The sequence below is a fragment of the Loktanella sp. R86503 genome (assembly GCF_042466455.1).
Taxonomy (GTDB): domain Bacteria; phylum Pseudomonadota; class Alphaproteobacteria; order Rhodobacterales; family Rhodobacteraceae; genus Loktanella.
In genome coordinates this window covers 847,729-869,914 of the sequence record NZ_JAXHCI010000002.1, presented here as the reverse complement: position 1 = coordinate 869,914, position 22,186 = coordinate 847,729, and the positions used below count along the sequence as shown (strand labels likewise).

At 61.8% G+C, this 22,186-nt stretch carries 24 protein-coding genes and 1 pseudogene; 14 read left to right on the top strand and 11 right to left on the bottom strand.

What is annotated here, in order from left to right:
- Positions 1-429, bottom strand: a complete 429-nt coding sequence (locus SJY10_RS05225) for a hypothetical protein (RefSeq protein ID WP_386680198.1) — start codon at positions 427-429, stop codon at positions 1-3.
- A 222-nt stretch (positions 430-651) separates the two neighbouring features.
- Here SJY10_RS05225 and SJY10_RS05220 point away from each other — a divergent pair.
- The 8 genes and pseudogenes from SJY10_RS05220 (at position 652) to SJY10_RS05185 (ending at position 8,191) form a co-directional block, all read left to right on the top strand.
- Positions 652-2,395 (top strand): annotated as a pseudogene (locus tag SJY10_RS05220) (type I secretion system permease/ATPase).
- Positions 2,392-3,696, top strand: a complete 1,305-nt coding sequence (locus SJY10_RS05215; RefSeq protein WP_386680196.1) for an HlyD family type I secretion periplasmic adaptor subunit — start codon at positions 2,392-2,394, stop codon at positions 3,694-3,696. The pseudogene SJY10_RS05220 and the gene SJY10_RS05215 overlap by 4 nt, the downstream one beginning before the upstream one ends.
- Positions 3,697-3,757: 61 nt before the next feature.
- Positions 3,758-4,219 (top strand): RidA family protein, encoded by a 462-nt coding sequence (locus tag SJY10_RS05210; protein ID WP_386680194.1) that lies wholly within the window; start codon positions 3,758-3,760, stop codon positions 4,217-4,219.
- Positions 4,219-4,968, top strand: a complete 750-nt coding sequence (locus SJY10_RS05205) for a glycerophosphodiester phosphodiesterase family protein (protein ID WP_386680192.1) — start codon at positions 4,219-4,221, stop codon at positions 4,966-4,968. Before SJY10_RS05210 ends, SJY10_RS05205 begins: the two co-directional genes overlap by 1 nt.
- 31 nt (positions 4,969-4,999) lie before the next feature.
- The gene (locus tag SJY10_RS05200; RefSeq protein ID WP_386680190.1) at positions 5,000-6,178 is read left to right on the top strand and encodes a GNAT family N-acetyltransferase; all 1,179 of its coding nucleotides are present in this window, start codon (positions 5,000-5,002) and stop codon (positions 6,176-6,178) included.
- Positions 6,175-6,462, top strand: a complete 288-nt coding sequence (locus SJY10_RS05195; RefSeq protein WP_386680188.1) for a 4a-hydroxytetrahydrobiopterin dehydratase — start codon at positions 6,175-6,177, stop codon at positions 6,460-6,462. The genes SJY10_RS05200 and SJY10_RS05195 overlap by 4 nt, the downstream gene beginning before the upstream one ends.
- On the top strand, positions 6,463-7,314 hold the full coding sequence (locus tag SJY10_RS05190; RefSeq protein WP_386680186.1) for a mechanosensitive ion channel family protein: 852 nt from the start codon (positions 6,463-6,465) through the stop codon (positions 7,312-7,314).
- A gap of 223 nt (positions 7,315-7,537) precedes the next feature.
- A complete protein-coding gene (locus SJY10_RS05185) occupies positions 7,538-8,191 on the top strand; it encodes a hypothetical protein (RefSeq protein ID WP_386680184.1) in 654 nt (217 codons plus the stop codon).
- Here the strand turns inward: SJY10_RS05185 and SJY10_RS05180 are convergent.
- Positions 8,188-8,679 carry a peroxiredoxin gene (locus SJY10_RS05180; protein ID WP_386680182.1) on the bottom strand — a complete coding sequence of 164 codons (492 nt, stop codon included), beginning with the start codon at positions 8,677-8,679 and terminating at the stop codon, positions 8,188-8,190. The genes SJY10_RS05185 and SJY10_RS05180 overlap by 4 nt on opposite strands.
- 85 nt (positions 8,680-8,764) lie before the next feature.
- Between SJY10_RS05180 and SJY10_RS05175 the strand changes: the two genes are divergently transcribed.
- From SJY10_RS05175 to SJY10_RS05165, 3 genes are read left to right on the top strand one after another with little or no spacing between them, the layout of a single operon-like run.
- Positions 8,765-9,976: an NAD(P)/FAD-dependent oxidoreductase gene (locus tag SJY10_RS05175; protein ID WP_386680180.1), complete on the top strand. Its 1,212-nt coding sequence runs from the start codon at positions 8,765-8,767 to the stop codon at positions 9,974-9,976.
- Positions 9,973-10,527, top strand: a complete 555-nt coding sequence (gene rsmD / locus SJY10_RS05170; protein ID WP_386680178.1) for a 16S rRNA (guanine(966)-N(2))-methyltransferase RsmD — start codon at positions 9,973-9,975, stop codon at positions 10,525-10,527. Before SJY10_RS05175 ends, rsmD begins: the two co-directional genes overlap by 4 nt.
- Positions 10,524-11,165 carry an HAD family hydrolase gene (locus SJY10_RS05165; protein ID WP_386680176.1) on the top strand — a complete coding sequence of 214 codons (642 nt, stop codon included), beginning with the start codon at positions 10,524-10,526 and terminating at the stop codon, positions 11,163-11,165. The genes rsmD and SJY10_RS05165 overlap by 4 nt, the downstream gene beginning before the upstream one ends.
- A gap of 40 nt (positions 11,166-11,205) precedes the next feature.
- Here the strand turns inward: SJY10_RS05165 and SJY10_RS05160 are convergent, their stop codons facing one another.
- From SJY10_RS05160 to sfsA, 3 genes are all read right to left on the bottom strand, one after another.
- On the bottom strand, positions 11,206-12,243 hold the full coding sequence (locus tag SJY10_RS05160) for a TRAP transporter substrate-binding protein (RefSeq protein WP_386680174.1): 1,038 nt from the start codon (positions 12,241-12,243) through the stop codon (positions 11,206-11,208).
- Positions 12,244-12,470: 227 nt separating this feature from the next.
- On the bottom strand, positions 12,471-13,340 hold the full coding sequence (gene map, locus SJY10_RS05155; protein WP_386680172.1) for a type I methionyl aminopeptidase: 870 nt from the start codon (positions 13,338-13,340) through the stop codon (positions 12,471-12,473).
- 65 nt (positions 13,341-13,405) lie between these two features.
- Positions 13,406-14,176: a DNA/RNA nuclease SfsA gene (gene sfsA, locus SJY10_RS05150; protein ID WP_386680170.1), complete on the bottom strand. Its 771-nt coding sequence runs from the start codon at positions 14,174-14,176 to the stop codon at positions 13,406-13,408.
- Between sfsA and SJY10_RS05145 the strand changes: the two genes are divergently transcribed.
- From SJY10_RS05145 to SJY10_RS05135, 3 genes are all read left to right on the top strand, one after another.
- Positions 14,145-14,867 (top strand): competence/damage-inducible protein A, encoded by a 723-nt coding sequence (locus SJY10_RS05145; protein ID WP_386680168.1) that lies wholly within the window; start codon positions 14,145-14,147, stop codon positions 14,865-14,867. The two genes, sfsA and SJY10_RS05145, sit on opposite strands and share 32 nt — an antisense overlap.
- Positions 14,864-15,583, top strand: coding sequence for a GNAT family N-acetyltransferase (locus SJY10_RS05140; protein ID WP_386680166.1), 720 nt, complete (start codon positions 14,864-14,866; stop codon positions 15,581-15,583). The genes SJY10_RS05145 and SJY10_RS05140 overlap by 4 nt, the downstream gene beginning before the upstream one ends.
- 168 nt (positions 15,584-15,751) lie before the next feature.
- Positions 15,752-16,693, top strand: a complete 942-nt coding sequence (locus SJY10_RS05135; protein WP_386680164.1) for an OmpA family protein — start codon at positions 15,752-15,754, stop codon at positions 16,691-16,693.
- Here the strand turns inward: SJY10_RS05135 and SJY10_RS05130 are convergent.
- From SJY10_RS05130 to SJY10_RS05105, 6 genes are all read right to left on the bottom strand, one after another.
- Positions 16,690-17,028, bottom strand: coding sequence for a VOC family protein (locus SJY10_RS05130; RefSeq protein WP_386680162.1), 339 nt, complete (start codon positions 17,026-17,028; stop codon positions 16,690-16,692). The genes SJY10_RS05135 and SJY10_RS05130 overlap by 4 nt on opposite strands.
- Positions 17,029-17,153: 125 nt before the next feature.
- On the bottom strand, positions 17,154-18,059 hold the full coding sequence (locus tag SJY10_RS05125) for a LysR family transcriptional regulator (RefSeq protein ID WP_386680160.1): 906 nt from the start codon (positions 18,057-18,059) through the stop codon (positions 17,154-17,156).
- A 165-nt stretch (positions 18,060-18,224) separates the two neighbouring features.
- Entirely contained in the window at positions 18,225-20,255 is a 2,031-nt protein-coding gene (locus SJY10_RS05120) for an FAD-dependent oxidoreductase (RefSeq protein WP_386680158.1), read from the bottom strand.
- 63 nt (positions 20,256-20,318) lie between these two features.
- Positions 20,319-20,693: a hypothetical protein gene (locus tag SJY10_RS05115; protein WP_386680156.1), complete on the bottom strand. Its 375-nt coding sequence runs from the start codon at positions 20,691-20,693 to the stop codon at positions 20,319-20,321.
- A 15-nt stretch (positions 20,694-20,708) separates the two neighbouring features.
- On the bottom strand, positions 20,709-21,482 hold the full coding sequence (locus SJY10_RS05110) for a DUF6478 family protein (protein ID WP_386680154.1): 774 nt from the start codon (positions 21,480-21,482) through the stop codon (positions 20,709-20,711).
- A 79-nt stretch (positions 21,483-21,561) separates the two neighbouring features.
- The gene (locus SJY10_RS05105; protein ID WP_386680152.1) at positions 21,562-22,182 is read right to left on the bottom strand and encodes a hypothetical protein; all 621 of its coding nucleotides are present in this window, start codon (positions 22,180-22,182) and stop codon (positions 21,562-21,564) included.
- Positions 22,183-22,186: the final 4 nt, after the last annotated feature.

The window sequence follows — 22,186 nt, the reverse complement described above, 5'->3', positions numbered from 1 at the left end:
CTATTCGTTTGCGGCGGCGTCTGTTACGGACGCTGCCGCCGCGGGCTCTGCCGGAGTGTCCACCGCTACTGCACCCGGTTCAGGGCAACGGTCGTAGACAAAGGCATAGCCGTCCCAGACCATGATGATGCCGTCGCCCTGCGCCTTGTTCATCAACATCGCCCGTTCGGAAAAGACCTGATCCGCACCGCTGCACTGCATGGTGTAAAGTAGCGCGTCCATATCAAGCACGTTCACCGGGTCTGCCATACGGCATTCAACCTCGACCCCGTAAAAGATGCCATCCGCAATCCGAACCGCACCGCCATCCACCCCGACCAGCGCACATTCGGCATTCGCCGCCTGCTTGTAGACGCCGTCATAAGGCCCCGCGCCAGCCGCATGCGCCCCGATAAGGATCAAGAGTGTCGCCGTAAGGTTCGTCTTCATCGCTGCTCCCGCGCGTTTCCATTGCTGCGGCAATAAGCCTAGCGCCCGCATGTGCGCCTGTCACCTCTCGGCTGCGGCAGCGAATTGTTAACCCTCGCAGGCTTAGGTTGTGGCAGCGGTATCACGCGGGCGTACACCCGCCCAGAATTCAGGTGTGATCACGGCGTTTGCGGGTTAAAAAGCAGACAGGCTGTGCAACGGCCTTATTGTGGGTGGGACGCGATGCGTAGGAATGATCAGGCTGCCACACGCGGCGCAGCAGAACTGGCCGCAGTGCGGCGCGAAGGGCGTGCGCTGTATTGGGCTGTCGCGGTATTCAGCTTTTTCGTGAACCTGCTGATGCTGACCGGCCCGCTGTATATGCTGAATGTCTATGACCGCGTGCTGGGCAGCCGCAGTCTGGAAACGTTGATCGCACTGTCTGTTCTGGTCGCGTTTTTATACGGCATGATGGGCATTCTGGATTTCGTACGCGGCCGTGTCATGGGTCGACTGGGCGCGCGGTTTCAGGCCCGCCTTGACCGCCGGGTCTTTGCCGCATCCCTGCGCGCCAGTAACCAAAGCCGCCCCCCCGAAGAGGCGCGCACCGCCCTGCGCGATCTGGAAGCAGTGCAGCGGCTGATCACATCGCCCGCCTTGATGGCGCTGTTTGATCTCCCGTGGACACCATTGTTTTTTCTTGGAATTTTCATCTTTCACCCCGCGCTGGGGATCCTGGCGCTTGTGGGGGGTGCGGTGCTTGTCGTGGTCGCGGTTGCAAACCAGGTTAGCACGAAAAAACCGCTGGAGGATGCGAATGCCGCGTCGTTCCAGTCAGAGGCGCTGGGTGCGCAGATCCGCAGCGAAAGCGAACTTGTGCACGCTTTGGGTATGCGCGGCGCGGCCTTTGACCGTTGGCAGATTGCGCGCGGCGCGTCACTGGATGCAACCATCGGCGCTGCGGATTCGGCGGGCACATTCACCGCGATGACCCGCACATTCCGCCTGTTTTTGCAGTCCGCCATGCTGGGCCTTGGTGCGCTGCTGGTGCTTGAAGGCGTGTTGTCACCCGGCGCGATGATTGCCGGATCAATCCTGATGGGCCGTGCACTTGCCCCGATCGAAATGATCGTCGGCCAGTGGGCGGTGTTTCAGAAAGGCCGCGAAGGCTGGACGCGGCTGTCACGTCTGCTTGGCTCTATCCCAGAGGATGAGGCCCGCACCGCCCTGCCCGCCCCCCGCGCGATCCTGACGGCGGAAAATGTGACCGTAGTACCGCCGGGTGAACAGCAAGCCAGCTTGCGGTTGATCAGTTTCGACGTGCAACCGGGTCAGGCGGTCGGTGTCATCGGCACATCCGGCGCAGGCAAATCGACGCTGGCCCGGGCGCTGATCGGCGTATGGCGGCCTGCGGGGGGAAAATCCGCCTCGATGGTGCGTCGCTGGAACAATACGATGCCGATACGCTGGGGCGGCATATCGGATATCTGCCGCAGCGGGTTCAGCTGTTTGACGGCACGATCAAGGAAAACATTGCCCGCATGTCGATGACCCCTGATGATGCCGCCGTGGTGAGCGCCGCAAAAAAGGCGGCAGCGCATGACATGATCCTCAAGCTGCCCGACGGTTATGACACCCGTGTCACGGCCAACGGCGGGCGGCTTTCGGGGGGCAGATCCAGCGCGTCGGCCTGGCGCGGGCGATGTATGGCGATCCGGTGATCCTTGTGCTGGACGAGCCGAACAGCAACCTGGATAACGACGGATCTGTTGCGCTGAACAACGCGATCAAAATCGCAAAGTCGGAAGGTAAGGCTGTGTTCATTATGGCCCATCGCCCCGCCGCAATACAGGAATGCGACATGCTGCTGGTCATTGAAAACGGCACCCGCCGCGCCTTTGGCCCCAAGGATGAGGTGCTGAAGGACGTGCTGCGCAATGCCCAGCAGATCACGGCCACAACGGGCTATGCGGGGGGCGTGCAATGACACAGGCAGATCCGCGGGCCCGCTGGTCGGCGACAAGACCAATGACGGTGGGCCTTGTGGCGCTTGTCATCCTGATCGGGGGCTTTGGCACCTGGGCCGTTTTCGCCAATCTGACCGGCGCTGTCATCACGCATGGACAGATCGAAGTCGACCGGAACCGGCAGGTCATCCAGCACCCCGATGGCGGCGTGGTCGAGGATATTCTTGTCGACGAAGGCGACGAGGTGCAGGCCGGCGATCTGCTGATCAAACTGGATTCGTCCAATATCGTCAGCGAACTGGCCGTCGTCGAAGGCCAGCTTTACGAAATCATGGCCCGCCGCGCCCGGTTCGAGGCAGAGCGTGACGGCGCGACCGAGCTGACCTTTGACCCGCTACTGCAAGAGGCGGGCGACGCCGCGGCTGGCCTGACCGAAGGCCAGTCCCGCCTGTTTGAAGCGCGTCTGGACAGCCTGCTGAAAGCGACGGACCAGCTGCAACAGCAGGACATGCAGATTGCCAGCCAGATCGACGGGATCAAGGCGCAGCAACAGGCGATGACCGAACAGACCGCCCTGATCGAAGAAGAACTGGCCGACCAGCAAAGCCTGTTTGATCGCGGGCTGGCGCAGGCCAGCCGCGTACTGGCGCTGCGGCGCGAGGCGTCCAACATGAAAGGTCAGGTTGGCGAACTGGCCGCCCAGGCCGCCCAAGCCGCAGAACGCCGGACCGAAATTGAAATTCAGGTGCTTGGCCTGACCAGCACCCGCAGAGAGGAGGCAATCACCCGCCTGCGCGATCTGCAGTATAACGAGCTGGAACTGTCCGAACGCCGCCGCACCCTGCGCCAGCAACTGGACCGGCTTGATATTCGTGCACCGCTAAGCGGGGTCGTTTACGGGCTGAACGTCTTTGCGCCGCGATCGGTCATTCGCCCGGCTGATCCGCTGCTGTATCTGGTGCCGCAGGACCGCCCCCTGGTGATTGCAACGCAGGTGCAGGTGACGGATATCGACCAGATCCATCTGGGTCAGGACGTCATCTTGCGCTTCTCCGCCTTCGATCAACGCCGCACACCGGAACTGACCGGCCATGTCACGCAGGTTTCCGCGGACGCGTTCCAAAACGAAACGAACGGTGCATCCTTTTATCGCGCCGAAGTGCGCATGGACGAAGGAGAGATTGAAAAACTGCCAGACGGCATGACCCTGATCCCCGGTATGCCGGTAGAGGCCTATGTCCGCACGGCAGATCGCACGCCGATGAATTACTTTCTAAAACCGTTTGCAGATTATTTTGCCAAGGCATTTCGCGAGTCCTAGATGGACGCCGCCCGCGCTGCGGCCTAGGGTCTGGCAAATTCATCAGACAAGGGCCGAAGCCATGAGCATGATCGAAACCAAGCTGACCGAAATGGGTGTGACACTGCCGGACGCCCCTGCCCCTGCGGCGAACTACGTCCCCTTTGTCCAGACCGGCAATCAGGTCTGGGTGTCCGGCCAGATTTCGCAGGGTCCGGATGGCCTGATGGTGGGCAAACTAGGCGACGGCGTCGATATCGACACCGGCGCGGCGGCGGCCAAGGCCTGTGCGATCAGCCTGCTGGCGCAGTTGAAAAAAGCCTGCGGCGGCGATCTGGACCGTCTTGTGCGCGTCGTCAAACTGGTCGGCATGGTCAACTGCACCCCTGACTTTACCGACCAGCCCAAGGTCATCAACGGGGCCAGCGATTTTCTGGTCGCAGCGCTGGGCGAAAAAGGGCACCACGCCCGCTCTGCCGTGGGTGTGGCCGGGTTGCCGATGGGCGTCATGGTCGAAATCGAAGCCGTGTTCGAGATCGCCTAATGCTGCCAAAGTCCTTTTTGGCCCGTCCGCTGGCCCACCGCGCCCATCACGACAAGGCGCATAGGCGTGTGGAAAACAGCCTGACGGCGATCAAATCCGCCATCACGCATGGTTACGGCATCGAAATCGATGTGCAGATGGCCAGCGACGGCGTGCCGATGGTGTTTCACGACTATGACCTGCGGCGGCTGACCATCGAACAGGGTCCGGTGGCGCAGCGTTCCTCGGCGCAGTTGGCGATGATCCCGCTGATGGGCGACAGCACGACAATTCCGACACTGGCGCAGGTGCTGGAACTGGTCGCAGGCCGCGTTCCCTTGCTGATCGAGCTGAAGGATCAGGACGGCAGCCTTGGCCCCAATACCGGCCCGATGGGCAAGGCCGTGGCGCAAATGCTGGAGTCCTACAAAGGCCCCGTCGCGGTGATGTCGTTTAACCCGCACGCCATGGCCGAAATGGCGCGGCTGTTGCCGGATGTGCCGCGCGGCCTGACGACAGGGTCGTTCAACCCGACCGATTGGCCGACGATTGCCCAGCCGACCTTGGAACGGCTAAGCCTGATTCCGGATTACGATCATGTCGGGGCCAGCTTTATCAGTCATTACCACAAGGAACTGGATCACCCCCGCGTGGCAGAGCTGCGCACCCGCGGGGCAGCCGTGCTGTGCTGGACGATCCGGTCAGCCGAAGCCGCAACCGCCGCCCGGCAATATGCCGACAACATCACGTTCGAGGGATATGACGCTTGACCCCCGGCGCTTTGCCACCAGTTAAGGCGACATGAACACCCCTGCGATTGAAATTACCCTGCACCCGTCGCTGGCCGACATTTCCGCCAGCGACTGGGACGCCTGCGCCAGTCCGGGCGCAGGGCGACCCATAGATCCCTTTACAACCTATCGCTTTTTAAAAGCGCTGGAAGATAGCGGTTCAGTTGGTGGCAGGTCAGGTTGGCAGCCCCGCTATCTGGTCGCGCGGGCGGACGGGCAAGTCATTGCCTGTGCGCCCATGTATGCCAAAGGTCACAGCCAGGGCGAATACATTTTTGATTTCAACTGGGCGCAGGCCTATGAAAACGCCGGCGGCGATTATTACCCCAAGCTGCAGATCGCTGTGCCATTTACCCCTGCCACAGGCCGCCGTTTCCTGACCCGGCCGGGGTTCGAGGCGCTGGGCATGTCTGCGTTGATCCAAGGCGCGGTGCAGGTCGCATCCGACAACGAACTGTCGTCGCTGCACATCACCTTTTGCACCGAAGACGAAGCCTTGGCGGGTGCAGAAATGGGCCTGATGTCCCGCGTGGGGCAGCAGTTTCACTGGGTGAATCGCGATTACGCCAATTTCGACGGGTTTCTGGCCGAGCTTTCCAGCCGCAAACGCAAGAACATTCGCCGCGAACGGGCAGAGGCGCAGGGCTTTGGCGGACAAATCCTTGCGCTGACGGGCGAAGCCATCCAGCCCGCACATTGGGATGCGTTCTGGCAATTCTATCAGGACACCGGCAACCGTAAATGGGGCACTCCTTATCTGACGCGGGCGTTCTTTGACCGCGCGCAGGATACGCTGCGCGATGACATGTTGCTGGTGCTGGCAGAGGAGGATGGCCGCCCTGTGGCGGGTGCGCTGAACTTTATCGGGCGCGATACGCTTTTTGGCCGCTACTGGGGCAGCACGGAATACCATCCGTCCCTGCACTTTGAATTGTGCTATTATCAAGCCATTGATTATGCGATAGAAAACAACCTATCCCGGGTCGAGGCCGGTGCGCAGGGCGAACACAAATTGGCCCGAGGATATCTGCCGGTTGCGACCCATTCCTTGCACTGGATCAGGGATTTAGCTTTCCGTGACGCGATTGCGCGTTACTTGGTCGCGGAAACCCGCGCGGTGGACGAAGAAATCGAAGTGCTGACCGCCTACGGCCCGTTCAAGCGCGACACACGAAAGGAACAGCAATGACCGACAAACTGACCCAAGACGACATCGCGCCGCTTCAGGCAGCGGGCTGGGTTTTGTCCGATGACGGCGACGCCATCACCAAGACATTCGAATTCAAGAATTTCGTGCAGGCCTTTGGTTGGATGACAAAAGTCGCCATCCACGCGGAAAAGCTGAACCATCACCCCGAATGGTCCAACGTTTACAAAACTGTAGAGGTCGCATTGACCACACATGATGCGGACGGGTTGACCGTTCTTGACGCCAAGCTGGCGGCCCTCATGGACCAACTGGCGGAGAGTTAAATGGAAAACCTGCTGAATACGCCCATCATCAACGGCACATCGATCATGGATGTGCTGACGATCGAATTCATCGCCTCTGCCGTGGGGTCGGTGCTGACAGCGATTATCATCCTGATCATCGGCTTTTCCGTCGGCGGCTGGGTCTCTCGCCGGGTGGAAAATATCGGCCGCAAGCACAAGCATCTGGACGAGACGCTGTTCATCTTTTTGGGCAATATCGTTCGCTATATCATCATCGGCTTTTCGTTTCTGTTCGTGCTCAACACCTTTGGCGTACAGACGACCAGCGTTGTCGCCATCATCGGTGCAGCCAGTTTGGCAATCGGTCTGGCGCTGCAAGGGACGCTGTCCAATATCGCTGCCGGTGTAATGATCATCTTTTTCCGGCCCATCAAGTTGGGCGACTTTGTCACCATTGATGACCAAAGCGGCACGGTAAAGGCGATTAACCTGAACTACATTGAAATGGCCAGCGTCGGAAATGTGCAGATCATCATCCCGAACTCTGAAGTTTGGGGCAACACGATCGTCAACTACTCTGTCTATCCGCAGCGCCGGGCGGAATGGACAATTGGGGTCGGCTATGGTGCCAATCTGGCCGTCGCCGAACAAACGATCATCGACACAATCATGGCCGATCCGCGCAGCCTGTCCGATCCGGAGCCGTTCATTCAGGTTAGCAACCTGAACGATTCCTCGGTCGATTTTCTGGTCCGCGTCTGGTGTGACCGTGCAGAGTATTTCCAGTATCAGGCCGACATGACCCGCAAGGTCAAAGAGGCGCTGGATGCCGCAGGCGTCGATATTCCCTTCCCGACCCGTACAATGGTCATGGCCAAGACCGACGACTGACGCAATTTTTTGCGCCGAAAAAGGGGGCCGTGCGATGCACGGTCCCTTTTCATTTCTGGTGCTTGTCACGGGTTGGTGATGCGAACTGACGTGACGGGACACTGGCCCTGCAGGCTCTGCGCTCCTACCTGCAAACGATCCGGATGTGCAGATCATATCCTGTGCGGTCATCGCAAGGACTAGTGCGCCCGTGATCCATGGCCTTATTCAAAGAACGAAACCAATGCGTCTATTTCACCTGCTTTGCATTTTCATCAGCCTTGGTTTGGCTGTCTCCAGCTTGATGGTTGGATGGAAACAGACCTTTACGGCCGAAAGCGGGCTGGTGGAATTGGCCGGGCTGATGGTCTTTGCACTGGGGGCTGTGCTGTCTGTAGCATGGATGCCAAAAGGGGCGCTGGGAAAATGGTGGCCCATTCCCGTCGTCTTTGTCCTGTTTTGTCTGCGCGAGCTGGATTTCCACAATGCATTTTTCACGCCGGGTGTATTGCAGACGCGCATTTTCACCAGCCCCGTGCCGCTGTGGCAAAAGGCTGTATCAGCCGCGGCCATGTCCGGCATTTTGCTGACGCTGGTTTTGCTTATGGTACGCGGCACACGGCCGCTGCTGTCGGGGCTGTGGCGGCGCCAAGGCTGGGCTTGGTCCATTGTCGCGGGCGTTACCTTTGCCGTTGCATCGGTGCTGGTCGATGGTGCTGACCGGCAACTGGCGGCGATCGGTGTGGCGCTACCGCATGCGGAATCCGCGATTTGGACCGCGATCGAGGAAATTCTGGAACTCGGCTTTGCCCTGTCACTGATTTTCGCGATCTGCCGCTGGCACGACAGGGCCGCACATAGCGCGGCCCCATCGGCGAGCTTTGTATCCCAGGCTTAGTCCATGGCGTCCAGCAGGGTTTCCCCGCCAGAAATATCGCACTGACCCGGGCTTGGCTCTTCGTTCAGGATGGTGACAACACCGTCCTTCACCAGCATCGCATAACGCTTGGACCGGTTCACAAAGCCGACGGGCGGCGCGGAAAAGTCCATGCCGATGGCTTTGGTGAACGTCGCCTCGGCATCGGCCAGCATGGTAATACCAGCGTCGATCGCGCCGGTGGCATCGCCCCAGGCCTTCATCACGAATGGATCGTTGACGGCAATGCAGATCACCTCGTCCACGCCCTTGTCCATCAGTTGGGGCATCGTGCGGATAAAGCTGGGCACATGGGCCGTGGTGCAGGTTCCGGTATAGGCACCGGGCAGGCCAAAGATCACGACAGTGCGGCCTTTCAGCTTGCCTGCAATTTCAACGGATTTCGGTCCGTCCGGGGTCATCGTCAGAACGCTGGCATCCGGCAGCGTGTCGCCTGTTGTAATCGTCATAAAGCGTTTCCCTATCTGAATTGCCTCTGTCACGCATAGGCATATAGGGTGCGCAGCGACAGGGCCAGCAGAAGGAAGTCACGATATGCGCAGGATTTTGGTGATCGGCGGCGGTCAGGCGGCGGCCGCCTTGATTAGCAAGCTGGTGGCGCAGGGCGTGACCACTGGCATCACGCTGGTCAGTGCAGAACCGCATGCCCCCTATCAGCGCCCCCCCCTGTCCAAGGCATATCTACTGGGCGACATGGCGCAGGACCGGCTCTTTTTCCGGCCAGCGGCGTGGTACGGCGACAACGGCGTGACCTTGCGGCTTGGCACGCGGGCTGTCGACGTGGATGCGGCGGCGCGTCAGGTTACACTCAGCAGCGGCGATGTGCTGGACTACGACGATCTGGTGCTGACCACCGGCGCATGGCCGCGCACCCTGCCCGCAAGCATTGGCGGTGATCTGGATCATGTCTTTGCGGTGCGCGACCTGGCGGATGCGGATGCGATGGCGCCGCATTTCAAGCAAGGCGCGCGCTGTCTGATCGTCGGCGGCGGCTATATCGGGCTAGAGGCGGCAGCCGTGGCGGCCAAGCGCGGCGTCAAGGTCACGCTGGTTGAGGCGGCAGAGCGTATCTTGCAGCGCGTCGCCTGCCCCGAAACATCTGACTATTTCCGCGACCTGCATCGCAGCCACGGTGTCGATATCCGCGAAGGCACCGGCCTTGTACGGCTGACAGGCGACGGTGCGGTCACGGGGGCCGAACTGGCGGATGGCACCGTGCTGGAGATCGACTTTGCCGTGGTCGGCGTCGGGATTGCGCCGGCGACGGAACTGGCAGACGGGGCCGGGCTGACGCTGGATAACGGCATCGCCTGCGACGCCCATGGCCGCACTTCGGATCCGCATATCTGGGCGGCGGGCGATTGCGCATCGACGCCCGTTTCCGGTGGACGCGTGCGGATCGAAAGCGTGGGCAACGCGATTGATCAGGCGGAAATCGTTGCGCAAAACCTGCTGGGGCATGGTGTGACCTATCAGCCTGCGGCGTGGTTTTGGTCGGATCAGTATGACGTCAAACTGCAAATTGCGGGGCTGAACACCGGCTATACGAACGTCTATGTCAAACCGGGTGACGGGCCGGCCCGGTCGCATTGGTATTACAAGGGCGATCAGTTGATCGCCATCGACGCCATGTCGGACGTGCGCAATTACATGGTCGGCAAGCGCCTGATCGAAGCCGGCATCAGCCCTGCGCCAAGCGTCGTGATCGATCCGGCTACTGACATGAAGGCCTTGCTGCGCGCATGAGGATCATCGCAGGCACACACCGCGGCACGGCGCTGGTTCCCGTCGGCGCAGGCGACGCAGGCGCGCATCTGCGCCCCACCACGGACCGCGTGCGCGAAAGCCTGTTCAACGTGCTGCAAGGCGGGCGCTTTGGCGATCCGGTCCGGGGCACACGGGTGCTGGATCTGTTCGCAGGCACCGGCGCGCTGGGGCTAGAGGCTCTGTCGCGGGGTGCATCCCACGTCACATTCGTGGATGATGGCAAGGTCGCGCAGGGACTGATCGCAGGCAATATCGCCAGGGTAAAGCGCGGGACGGATTGCACCGTCCTGCGCTGCCGCGCCGATACTTTGCCAAAGGGCGAAGTGTGCGGACTGGTGTTCCTTGATCCACCCTATGACCAGAACCTTGGTCTGCCTGCCCTGCGCGCAGCGCGCACGGCGGGTTGGATCGCAGCGGGCACGGTCGTGGTCTGGGAGGAACGCAGCGCCCAGATCGCGCCGCAAGGGTTTAAATCGCTTGATACACGTCGCTATGGCGACACATGGATTACGCTGCTGGAGGCGATATGACACCCGAGCTGGTAATTTTCGATTGCGATGGCGTGCTGGTGGACACAGAGCCGACGACGGACCGCGTCATCTCGGCCAACCTTTCGCGCTATGGGCTGACCATAGCGCCCGACATGGTGCACAAAATGTTTGGCGGCGGCACCCTGATGGGCATCGGTGAAGAGGCCCGGCGCATGGGTGCGGACCTGCCCGGCAACTGGCTCGACCAGACCTATGACGAGGTGTTTGCAGCGCTCGCGCTTGGCGTTGATGTGATGCCCGGCGTGGTGGATCTGCTGGACAAGCTTGACGGCGCAGGGATCCCGACGGCCATCGCGTCGAACGGGCCGCTGGCCAAGATGAAGGTGTCATTGACGCCGTCTGGCCTGCTGGACCGCTTTGCCGGGCGGATTTATTCGGGCCACGATTATGCGCCCAAACCCGCCCCCGCGATGTTGCTGCACGCCATGAATGTGGCAGGTGCCGCGCCAGTGGCAACGTGGATGATCGACGATATGCCTGCGGGTTGGGATGCAGCGGCTGCAGCGGGATGCAACTGTTTCGCCTATGTCGCTGAAGGCGGCGCTGCGCGCGCGGGTGGCCATGCGGCAGTGCCCGTGACGCATATAGATCAGATTACAGCGGCGCTGAACCTGTAGAAAAGCGCCGCCCGCAAGACACGGGCGGCGCATGTTTGCATTACTCTGTCGCTGTGCCGCGCGCGGCTGTCATGGCGTCAGTGGCGTCCTGAACCAAGGCCGCGCCGTCAAAGCCTTTGGCGTCCATGTCGGCGATCCAGGTTGCGCGCACATCCTCGCCCAGCGCCTTGATGCGGTCTGTTTCTTCGGGCGACAGCACGGCAATTTCGTTGCCGGCATCTTCCATCACCATGCGGCCTTCGGCGTCGCCGATGTCATGCGCCTTGCCGGCCCAGCGGCTGGCCATCAGGCCGGAATTGGCGTCGATCACGGCCTGCAAATCGGCAGGCATCGCGTCATAGACGTCCTTGTTCATCGCCCACAGGAAATACAGGTTATACAGCGCGTCATCGCCGGCGACGTCGGTGTGGCTGTCCGTTAGCTCGTCCAGTTTCAGGCTGGGGGCCATTTCCCATGTGATCACACCGCCATCGACCACGCCGCGCGACAGCGCCTCGGTGAAGGACGGGACCGGCATGCCGACGGGCAGTGCGCCCATGGCGGTCAGCAGGTCCGTGGCAGGACGCGAGGGGCCGCGCAGCTTGACGCCAGCCATTTCTTCGACCGTGATGGGCGCTGCGCCTTTTTTGTGAATGATGCCGGGGCCATGCATATGGGCTGCGATCAGGTGGATGTCGGCGAAGTCATCCATCAGATGCTTTTGCGTATAGTGCCAGGCCGCATCCGACGCCTCTTCGCCCGATTTAGGCGTCATAAAGGGCAGTTCCAGCGCCTCGGCTTCGGGGAAACGGCCCGGTTCATACGATGGGATGATCCAGCCGCCGTCGATGGCACCATCGCGGATCAGGTCATACTGGCTGGTCGCGGACCCGCCAAGCTGCATGAAGGGATAAAGCTCAACCTTGATGCGGCCATTCGACTGTTCCTGAACCGCGTCGACCCAAGGCTGCATGAAATAGGTCGGGTTTGCGCTGGCGGGGGATACGAAGTGCTGGAAGCGCAGCGTGACCTCTTGCGCGGCAAGGGGTGTGGACAGGGCAAGCGTGGCCGCAAAAGCGGCAGCAAAAGACTGGTGCATAACTGCATCCTTGAATTGGTGATGTCGGGGGGGCCACCGCTAGTGGTGCCTAACATATGGGCCAGTTGCGAATGAATTGCAAGTAAGATTGCGGATTTTGTACTTTTGGCGCCCCGCCCGCCGCCCATACCCTGCCCCCGCAAGGCAGCACCAAACCCTCCGCCTGCAGGGTTTGATCAGCTACGCCTTGATCACCAATAGCGCCAGATTGGACCGGCGCAGGAACTTCATTCCGATTGTGTCGGGTAGAACCGGCCAGCTGGCGAGGTCGTAAAGATTTCACAGCCCTGCGCGGTGATGCCGATGGAATGTTCAAATTGAGCAGACAGCGACTTGTCGAAGGTCACAGCGGTCCAGTCGTCGATCAGCACCTGCGTTTCGGGGCGGCCAAGGTTGATCATCGGCTCGATCGTGAAAAACATGCCTTCTTCCAGCACGGGGCCGGTACCAGCGCGGCCATAGTGCAGCACGTTCGGCGGCGCATGGAATACGCGGCCAAGGCCGTGACCGCAGAAATCGCGCACAACCGAACAGCGCTGGGATTCGGCGTAGGCTTGGATCGCATGGCCGATATCGCCAAAGGTATTGCCGGGCTTTGCCGCCTCGATCGCAAGCATCAGGCAGTCATGCGTCACCTCGATCAAGCGGGCCGCTTTGGGCGACGCGGTTCCGGCGACATACATGCGGCTGGTGTCGCCGTACCAGCCATCGACGATGACGGTGACGTCGATGTTCAGGATATCGCCGTCTTTCAGCTTGTCGTCGTCGCGGCGCTTTTCAAGGTTTTTGGAAATCGTCTCGTCTTTGGCCTTGGGGATCGGCGCGCCGGGGATGCCGTGGCACACGACGTGGTTTACCGAAATGCAGCTAGCGTGCTGATAGCCGCGATACCCGATGGTGGCAGAGGTCGCGCCTGCCTGCTCTACCCATTCGGTAATCAGCTGGTCCAGCTTGCTTGTTGTCTGGCCGACCACGACGTGATCGGCAATATCGTCAAGGATTTGCGCGGCAAGGCGTCCTGCGCGGTTCATGCCGCCAAAGTCCGAAAGCGCGTGCAGCCGGATGCCGTCGCGGGTGAGTTGTGTGGTGTCGGTCATCGCGTCATACCTGTACTTGCTGTCTATCGCCCACATAGGGCTTTTTATGCCGCACGGCCACCCCGTCAGGGATTCACGCTGCGCACTTCGCCTAATGTGATGCCCTGCGGGGTGATATTGCAATCCATTGCCAGCACCTCCACCCCTGCTGCGCGGGCGGCGTCAAAGGCTGCGCCATAGGCCGGGTCAATGTCGCGGGCGATGCCGGCGCGGGTGCAATCGGTGCGGGTGATCAGGTAAAACACCATCGCGCGGTGCCCCAGCGCCACCATTTGCGCCAGATCAGCCATATGCCGCGCGCCGCGCAGGGTTTTGCTGTCGGGAAACTCTACCAGTGGCGGGGTGCGGGCGAAATTGGCGCTTTTGACTTCCAGATACAGATCGGGGCCGCCGCCCGTCAGCAGGAAATCCACTCGCGATTTTTCAGCGTAGGGCACTTCTGATCTGACCTCGGTATAGCCTTCCAGCCCCGGAACCTTTCCCGCCCGCAAACCTTCACCGACGATGCGGTTGGGCAGCGCGGTATCGACGCAAACGAAATCGCCCCCCAGTTCCAGCAGGCGCCAGCCGTAATCCAGCTTGGTGCGCGGGTTGTCGTTCGGTTCCAGCCAGATGCGGCTGCCAGGCACAGCGGTGCCGGTCATCGCGCCGGGATTGGGGATATGGGCCGTGACTTCGCGGCCGTCCGGCAGGATGCAATCCGCCAGAAACCGTTTGTAGCGGCGGATCAGTGTGGCAGGGATCAAGGGCGTGGCAAAGTCCATGCGGCGGGCTATACCAATAGGCGAACCCAAGGAGAAGTCCATGTCAAACCCCACCGCCGCCATGTTGGTCATCGGAGACGAGATCCTGTCAGGCCGCACGCGCGATTCAAACACTAACTATCTGGCCAAGGCGCTGACCGAAGTCGGCATCGACCTGAAAGAGGCCCGCGTCGTCAGTGACGATCAGCCTGCCATCATCGCGGCCGTAAAGGCGTTGTCTGACGCCTATGATCACGTGTTTACCAGCGGCGGCATCGGGCCAACGCATGACGACATTACAGCGGATGCCATCGGCGCGGCCTTTGGCGCGCATGTCAGCGTGCGCGATGATGCCCGCGCGCTGCTTCAGGCGCATTACGACCGCGCTGGCACGACCCTGAACGAAGCGCGTTTGCGCATGGCGCGTATTCCCGACGGCGCGGCCCTGATCGACAATCCCGTCAGCACCGCACCGGGCTTTACCATCAAGAACGTCAACGTCATGGCCGGCGTGCCGTCCGTGTTCGAGGCGATGGTGGCAAGTGTCATCAGCAAGCTGGCGCATGGTGCACCGCTGTTGTCAGAAAACTGGCGAATTATGCGCGGTGAAGGCGACGTGGCCGCCCCCTTGGCGCAGATCGCGGCGGATCATCCTGACCTGTCGCTCGGGTCATACCCGTTCCAAAAGGACGGGATCTATGGCACCAATATCGTTATTCGCGGCACCGATCAGGCCCGCGTGTCAGCGGCAATGGCCCAGTTGCAGGCCCTGTTTCCCGCATGACCGACTGGGGCGCGGTGATTGACGCCACTTGGCCTGCCGCTGCGGTGCGGCAGGTCGGCCCCTGGACCCTGCGCAGCGGCGCGGGTGGCGGCAACCGCGTCAGTGCAGCGACCGCAAATGGACCTGTTCGTGCGCAAGACATCAGCGTCGCGGCAGATACCATGCGCGCAGCGGGGCAAGAGGCGCTGTTTATGGTCCGCCCCGGCGAGGATGCCTTGGACGCGCTGCTGGCGGACGCTGGCTATATCAAGCGGGACGAAACCCTGATCCGCGCCTGCCCTGTTGCCGCACTGACCGCCGATGCCGTGCCCCCCGTCACCGCCTTTACCGTCTGGCCGCCGCTGGCCGCGCAGCGCGATATCTGGGCGGGCTGCGGCGTTGGCCCCGCAAGGCTAGCGATCATGGACCGGGTGCAGGGGCCGAAAACCACGCTTTTTGGGCGGATCGACGACCGGCCCGCGGGCACGCTGTTCGTTGCAATCCATGATGGCACGGCGATGCTGCACGCGCTGGATATCGCGCCGGATCATCGCCGCAAGGGGCTTGCCCGCCACCTGACCCGCGCCGCCGCCCGCTGGGCACAGCGGCAAGGGGCAGATCAGTTCGCGCTCCTGGTGACCGCCGCCAACGGGGGTGCCAACGCCCTTTACGCAGGGCTCGGCTTGGGCGAAGCTGGCCGCTACCATTACCGCGCTGCCCCGCAGGAGAGTTCATGATCGACACCGTAACAGGCCGCCCGGCAGCCCTAAATTTGTCGCAGGTGGACCGGCTGACGACGGGGCCGTCTGGCACGCCGCATCGGGCGGGGCCTTTTTCAACATGACCAAGCTTGCCTTATCCGCCACCGATATGCGGCCCACCCCCGAATACCACGCGCAGGCACGATGATCCGGTGGCTTTCCCTGGTCCTGCTGTGGCCCGGTGCCTTGTCCGCGCAGGTGTTGACCCTGCCCGGCAACGCCGCGATCGAGGTTGAGAAAAACGTGCCGCTGGACAGCTATCCCCTGCCCACGGGCGCATGGGACGGCACCGCCGTGCCGACCCGCATGGTCGAAGGCGCGATGACGCGGCAAGTCTGGCGCGTTGCGGCGACCGGTCTGGCCAGCCTGCAACTGATGCGCCCCCTGCGCGACCAGCTACGCGCGGCGGGGTACGAGGTGATTTTCGAATGTGACACCTTAAACTGTGGCGGTTTCGATTTCCGCTTTGGCACGCCGGTTGCGCCCGCGCCCGCGATGCAGGTGGACCTGAACGATTACCGCTTTTTGTCTGCAATCCGACAAGGCGATGACGGCCTGCGTGCCGTCAGCCTGATGGTCAGCCGCACCCCGCAAGCAGGATTTGTCCAGATCATCCGCGTTGTGCCCACCGGGGCAGATGCCCCTGCCCTGACCACCGCCGACGCCCCCACGGCCCGTGCCGCCGTACCGGCACAGGCACAGGCGGGCGACTTGGCTCAGGCGCTGATGGATACAGGGCATGCCCTGCTGGACGGCGTTGCCTTTGAAACCGGCGCTGTCGCTTTGATGGACACCGACATGCCTGCCTTGCGGGCGCTGGCGGATTACATGGCGCAAAACCCCGAACACACGGTCAGTATCGTTGGCCATACCGACAGCAGCGGCAGCCTTGATGGCAATATCGCCATTTCAAAGCAACGGGCAGCCGCAGTGATTGAACGTCTTGTTGCCGACTATGGTGCCCCCCGCGCACGGCTGACGCCTGCAGGCATGGGGTATCTGGCGCCCATTGCCAGTAACCTGACGCCCGAGGGGCGAGAGGCGAACCGCCGGGTCGAGGCGGTTGTAACCGGGCCGATTGACTAAAGCTTTGTCCAGATCCCCATTTCCGTGCCGCCCGGTTCGAGGAACTGAAACCGGCGGCCCCCCGGAAATGTAAAAATTTCTTTCGTGATGGTTGCGCCTGCGTCTTTCACACGGGCCAAAGCGGATTCCAGATCGTGTGCATAAAGGATCACCAGCGGCGCGCGCGTATCGCCCCGTTCGATGCCGCCACCAAGACCTGCATCCTGCACATCGCGATAATCGGGACCATAATCGATAAATGACCAGCCAAAGGCTTTCGACAAGAACGCCTGCGTTTCTTCGAGCTTGGGCGAGGATAGTTCGACGTAATCAATGCGGGTTGGAAAATCGGACATGGCAGGCTTCCTTTTGATTGCCTGCATCAAAGCATTCTGCGCCGCCCCTGCAAAGAAAAAACGCGGCCCGCAAGGGGCCGCGCAAGGTAGGAGCGGGACGCTCCGGGGCAGAAAGAGGGGTGTGGTTACCAGGCTTCGGGACCTTTGTCGGCGAAGGCGTGAACCAGAAAATCGATGAAGGCGCGGACCTTGGGCTGGGTGAAACGGCCCGGCGGATAGACCGCATAGATGCCCTGAGTTTCAACGGGCAGATCGGGAATGGCTTCCTCGACCAGCCCCTTGGCCAGCGCGTCGCCATAAAGAAAGCTGGGCAGGTAAGCGATGCCAAGCCCGCCAACGCAGGCGTTCAGCAAGGATTGTCCGTCGTTCACGGTCAGCCAGCCTGCGGTGCGCACCTGGCGCTTTTCGCCTGACGGCGCGGTCAGCTTCCACACGGCAGAGTTCGCAGCGTTGGAATAGTGCAGCAGCTTGTGATCGTTCAGATCGTCGATCTTTTCAGGGCGGCCATGCTTTTCAAAATACCCCGGAGAGGCGATCATCCGCCGCGTGGTGTCGGTCAGCTTGCGGGCACGCAGGGTGCTGTCTTCCAGCTCTCCAATCCGGATCGCCATGTCGAAGCCTTCAGAGATCAGTTCAACAAAGCGGTTATTCAGCACCATGTTCACGGTGATATCGGGAAATTCCGACAGGAAATCCCCCAGCACCGGCGACAAATGATTGACGCCGAAATCCGTCGCGACCGAAATGCGCAGCAGACCGGACGGCGCGGATTGCATGGACGTGACAAGGGCGTCCGCCTCTCCTGCGTCGTTCAGCACGCGGCGGGCGCGGTCATAATAGGCAAGGCCAATTTCCGTAGGGCTGACGCGGCGGGTCGTGCGGTTCAACAGACGTGCGCCCAAGCGTGCCTCGAGCGAGGAGACGTGTTTGGAAACGGCGGATTTGGAAATCCCCATTTTCTTGGCTGCGTCAGTAAAACCGCCCTGATCCACAACGGTGGCAAAGGCTTCCATTTCGGTAAGGCGATCCATGCCAATGTCCTAACGCTTCAAATCTCTTGATACGTTTTGGATGCCAATCGCGGCAGGACTGGGGCGATGGCCTGACAATAAGGGGGTTTTGCCAAGGACTGATGCAGGCAGCGAAACAACCGATCCGGCGCTGCGCCCGGATCAGTTGCCGATTTCAGTGCCGGCCTACAGCGTCGCTGCCAGCCGGGTGCCTTGATCGATGGCACGCTTGGCGTCCAGTTCCGAGGCGACATCAGCGCCGCCGATGACATGGGCGGTCATGCCGATGGCCGCCAGATCATCGGCAAGACTGCGTTCGGACACCTGACCTGCACAAAGCACGATGGTGTCGGCAGCGATCAGCGCCGGGTTTTCCCGCGCCTCGCCATAGGTGATATGCAGACCGTCCGCGTCGATGCGTTCGTAATTGACGCCGCCAATCATGGTGACGTCTTTCATTTGGAGCGCGGCGCGGTGGATCCAGCCCGTCGTCTTGCCAAGCCCCTTGCCGACCTTGGTCGCCTTGCGCTGTAGCAGCGTAACCTGACGCACTGGGGCATCCGGTTCCGGCCCTTCGGGGGCGAGCCCGCCGCGTTGCATGCCGGGATCGGTGACACCCCATTCTTCCATCCAGCTGGGCAGATCCAGTGTCGGACTGTCGCCCGTGACAAGGTATTCGGCCACGTCAAAGCCGATGCCCCCTGCCCCAATGATCGCAACCCGTTCGCCTACAGGCACCTTACCGCGCAGCACATCGATGTACGTCACCACATTCGCGCCGTCCTGGCCGGGAATGGCGGGATCACGCGGCAGCACGCCGGTCGCGACAATGACATGATCAAAGCCCGCCAGATCGGCCGCCGCGACGCGGGTGCCAAGGCGCAGGGTGATATTGGAATTGGCAACACTGGTGCGATACCAGTCGACAAGTCCGTGAAATTCCTCTTTTCCCGGCACTTGCCGCGCCATGTTCAGCTGCCCGCCGATATCGTCAGCGGCATCGAACAGGGTAACGTCATGGCCGCGGCCCGATGCGGCAAGCGCCGCTGACAGGCCCGCAGGCCCAGCGCCGACGACAGCGACAGCGACAGTTTGCGCCGCGTCCACGGGCGGCAGCGTCAGTTCGGTTTCATGGCAGGCCCGCGGATTCACAAGGCAGGACGTCATCTTGCCGCCAAAGGTGTGGTCAAGGCAGGCCTGATTACAGGCAATGCAAGGGGCAATCGTGTCTGGCTTGCCCGCCGCAGCCTTGGCGACGAAATCGGGATCGGCCAGAAACGGGCGAGCCATGCTGACCATATCGGCGCAGCCATCGGTCAGCACGTCCTCGGCCACCTGCGGCGTGTTGATCCGGTTAGAGGTGATGATCGGAATATTCACCTGCCCCATCAGCTTTTTTGTGACCCATGCAAAGGCGCGGCGGGGCACGGATGTGGCAATCGTCGGCACGCGGGCCTCGTGCCAGCCGATGCCGGTGTTGATGATGGTCGCGCCTGCTGCCTCGACGGCCTTGGCCAGTTGCACGACTTCGTCGAAGGTCGAGCCGTTGGGGATCAGGTCGATCATCGACAGACGGTAGATGATGATGAAATCAGTGCCGACCGCCTCGCGCATGCGGCGCACCACTTCGACCGGCAGGCGCATGCGGTTCTCATACGACCCGCCCCATTCGTCCGTGCGCTTGTTGGTATGCGTCACAAGAAACTGGTTCAGGAAATACCCCTCGGACCCCATGATTTCGACGCCGTCATAGCCCGCTTCGCGCGCCCGCGCGCCCGCGGTCACCATGTCGCTGATCTGCTTTTCGATCCCTTCCGCATCCAATTCGATCGGCACGAAAGGAGAGATGGGCGATTTAATCGCCGAGGGCGCAACGCATTTGGGGCCGTAAGCATAGCGGCCAGCGTGCAGAATCTGCATCGCAATTTTACCGCCTGCACCGTGGACGCGGTCCGTGACAATGCGGTGGTTGGCGATGTCCTGTTCGTTGAACAGGCCAGCGGCCCCGGGAAATACGCCGCCTTCGACATTGGGGGCCATGCCGCCGGTCACCATCAGGCCGACACCGCCCCGCGCACGGGTGGCATAAAATTCCGCGACGCGGTTCCAGTCGCGGGTTTCTTCCAGGCCGGTGTGCATGGACCCCATCAACACGCGGTTTTTCAGCGTGGTAAATCCAAGGTCAAGCGGCGACAAAAGCTTCGGATAATGGGTCATATTGGTGGCCTCCCTGCCGGCAATCTGCCAAAGCGGCGCGGCGGCGTCACCCCCAACGCGGCGTCACTCTGGCGCGGCGGTTTGTGCGCAATGGCGGCGAAAGGCGCGCTTGAGCATGTCCAGCTCGTCGCGCAGCAAATCCATTTCCGCGCGAATATCCTCTGCAAGGGCGTCACCGGCCAGAAAAGCAAAGCTGGTCAGCACGGCGTCCGTGCCCGCATCGGAAATCACAAAGGTCTGCAACCCGTCCGCCAGCCGCTGCACCGGCACCGCAGCTTCGACATCCCAGGTGCCATCGTCACGGGCAGTCAGGGACAGACCGGCCACGGCCTCGCCCTTATGGGTCAGGATCAGTTTCGGCTCTGACGTGGCCCCTTTCAGGACGCCGTGCCAGACGCCGCCGATCAGCCGGGTCTTTGTCAGGATCAGGTCAGACATCGCGGCCCCCTTGGCTTAGATTTCGGCGCGCGGGTAACGGCACATCGTCACATCGCGCAGGGTGATCTGGTTCATGGCGGGTTCTTCAAAGATCAGGTCCAGCCAAGCCTGTTCGATCCGCTTTTCGTTCAGGTCGCAATAGGCAAGGTCGAATTCGACGACCGCTTCGCCACTTTTGCGCGGCAGCTCCTGCACCATGACTTCGGTATTGGGGCCGTGTTTGATATTCAGTCGGGCAAAGATTTCGATCGGTCTTTCAACTTCGATGATAGTGTTGACGCGCAGGATCTGTTTGCGCGTCATGCCGACAATTGCTTCTGGCGGCAGGTCCAGCACCAGCGACAGGAACGTGCCGTCAAAGCCGAACACGTCAAGCCGCATCCCGAAAGGGGCAAGATCTTCTATGCGGGTATTGCGCAGCTGGCGCAGGGTTAGCTCGCTGACCTTGCAGTCATGAAACAGCGTGACTTCATCGCCCAGTTCCGTGCGGCTTTCGACGGCGGTCATGCCCTTGCGCGGCAAGGGTCCGCGCCAGACCTGCGGGCGCCACGACCACAGCGTACCACCGGGCCGGACAAAGGCGTTGGATCCGATCCGCGGCAGGGCTAGTCGGCTGTCGGCAACAAAGATCAGTTCAGCCAGGCGCGAGGACAAATCACGCGCCTGTTGCCGCTGGGTCCGCAAGGCCTGCAGTTCGGCCGTCGGGGCCTTGCGTGCGGCCCGCGACCAACGGCGCAGCACACGGGCGTGCAGCAAGGCACTCATCACCCCTTCGGTCAATCGCCCCATATGGTTGGCCTTGCCTGTATCAAAGTTGCTTTGGGTCTATTTGGCAAATTGCATCGCGAAAGGAAACAGCCACGCGCCATCACGTTGCAGAGGATGACAGACCGTTGGCGGCGCGCAACGCTGCGACAACCGCATCCAGCAGCCCCCGCGATGCGGATTGCGACAGTGGCACCTCTTCCAGTCCGCGCACGGAAATGGTGACAAGCCGGCCGCGCACATCGGTAAACAGCCGCCATGCCTGTTTCTGCGTGCCGCTAATGCCCGGGTCTGCGATGTCTTCGGTATAGACGGCGACGGTATTGGCGGCCGTCTGCGTGACCCGCACAGCAACCGGACCGCCGATGGCAGAGGCGGACAGCAGGGCCGCGCCTTGCGGTGTTTCCATGAAAGCGCCAAAGGCTTCCTCTTGCCCGGCGACAGCGCCGCTGCCGTCCGCGCCGACCTGCACCGTGATCAGCGCGATCATATCAGGATAGGTGTCGGTTTCGTCCGCTGTCATCGCCGCGCAAGCCGCCAGCAGGGCAAAGCCCTGACGTGGCTTGGTGACGACCGGATCGACGCAATAGCCCGCCGGCCCCGTCAAGGTGACTGCGCCGGCCAGCCGCACCGTATTGGTGGGCGGGCCGGACAGATCAGGCATCGGCTCGCAGGCGGCCAGGGCGGCCGCTGCGATGATGCCAAGGAACAGGCGGTGCCACATAGAC

What these genes read in the sequence shown, in the direction of transcription:
- map (WP_386680172.1), bottom strand. Translation starts at nt 13,340, where the DNA reads ATGACCGACACCACACAACTCACCCGCGACGGCATCCGGCTGCACGCG.
- SJY10_RS05215 (WP_386680196.1), top strand. Translation starts at nt 2,392, where the DNA reads ATGACACAGGCAGATCCGCGGGCCCGCTGGTCGGCGACAAGACCAATG.
- SJY10_RS05145 (WP_386680168.1), top strand. Translation starts at nt 14,145, where the DNA reads ATGTCAAACCCCACCGCCGCCATGTTGGTCATCGGAGACGAGATCCTG.
- SJY10_RS05190 (WP_386680186.1), top strand. Translation starts at nt 6,463, where the DNA reads ATGGAAAACCTGCTGAATACGCCCATCATCAACGGCACATCGATCATG.
- SJY10_RS05110 (WP_386680154.1), bottom strand. Translation starts at nt 21,482, where the DNA reads ATGGGGCGATTGACCGAAGGGGTGATGAGTGCCTTGCTGCACGCCCGT.
- SJY10_RS05200 (WP_386680190.1), top strand. Translation starts at nt 5,000, where the DNA reads ATGAACACCCCTGCGATTGAAATTACCCTGCACCCGTCGCTGGCCGAC.
- SJY10_RS05130 (WP_386680162.1), bottom strand. Translation starts at nt 17,028, where the DNA reads ATGTCCGATTTTCCAACCCGCATTGATTACGTCGAACTATCCTCGCCC.
- SJY10_RS05160 (WP_386680174.1), bottom strand. Translation starts at nt 12,243, where the DNA reads ATGCACCAGTCTTTTGCTGCCGCTTTTGCGGCCACGCTTGCCCTGTCC.
- rsmD (WP_386680178.1), top strand. Translation starts at nt 9,973, where the DNA reads ATGAGGATCATCGCAGGCACACACCGCGGCACGGCGCTGGTTCCCGTC.
- SJY10_RS05175 (WP_386680180.1), top strand. Translation starts at nt 8,765, where the DNA reads ATGCGCAGGATTTTGGTGATCGGCGGCGGTCAGGCGGCGGCCGCCTTG.
- SJY10_RS05135 (WP_386680164.1), top strand. Translation starts at nt 15,752, where the DNA reads ATGATCCGGTGGCTTTCCCTGGTCCTGCTGTGGCCCGGTGCCTTGTCC.
- SJY10_RS05120 (WP_386680158.1), bottom strand. Translation starts at nt 20,255, where the DNA reads ATGACCCATTATCCGAAGCTTTTGTCGCCGCTTGACCTTGGATTTACC.
- SJY10_RS05185 (WP_386680184.1), top strand. Translation starts at nt 7,538, where the DNA reads ATGCGTCTATTTCACCTGCTTTGCATTTTCATCAGCCTTGGTTTGGCT.
- SJY10_RS05195 (WP_386680188.1), top strand. Translation starts at nt 6,175, where the DNA reads ATGACCGACAAACTGACCCAAGACGACATCGCGCCGCTTCAGGCAGCG.
- SJY10_RS05225 (WP_386680198.1), bottom strand. Translation starts at nt 429, where the DNA reads ATGAAGACGAACCTTACGGCGACACTCTTGATCCTTATCGGGGCGCAT.
- SJY10_RS05210 (WP_386680194.1), top strand. Translation starts at nt 3,758, where the DNA reads ATGAGCATGATCGAAACCAAGCTGACCGAAATGGGTGTGACACTGCCG.
- SJY10_RS05115 (WP_386680156.1), bottom strand. Translation starts at nt 20,693, where the DNA reads ATGTCTGACCTGATCCTGACAAAGACCCGGCTGATCGGCGGCGTCTGG.
- SJY10_RS05105 (WP_386680152.1), bottom strand. Translation starts at nt 22,182, where the DNA reads ATGTGGCACCGCCTGTTCCTTGGCATCATCGCAGCGGCCGCCCTGGCC.
- SJY10_RS05180 (WP_386680182.1), bottom strand. Translation starts at nt 8,679, where the DNA reads ATGACGATTACAACAGGCGACACGCTGCCGGATGCCAGCGTTCTGACG.
- SJY10_RS05125 (WP_386680160.1), bottom strand. Translation starts at nt 18,059, where the DNA reads ATGGATCGCCTTACCGAAATGGAAGCCTTTGCCACCGTTGTGGATCAG.
- SJY10_RS05165 (WP_386680176.1), top strand. Translation starts at nt 10,524, where the DNA reads ATGACACCCGAGCTGGTAATTTTCGATTGCGATGGCGTGCTGGTGGAC.
- SJY10_RS05140 (WP_386680166.1), top strand. Translation starts at nt 14,864, where the DNA reads ATGACCGACTGGGGCGCGGTGATTGACGCCACTTGGCCTGCCGCTGCG.
- sfsA (WP_386680170.1), bottom strand. Translation starts at nt 14,176, where the DNA reads ATGACCAACATGGCGGCGGTGGGGTTTGACATGGACTTCTCCTTGGGT.
- SJY10_RS05205 (WP_386680192.1), top strand. Translation starts at nt 4,219, where the DNA reads ATGCTGCCAAAGTCCTTTTTGGCCCGTCCGCTGGCCCACCGCGCCCAT.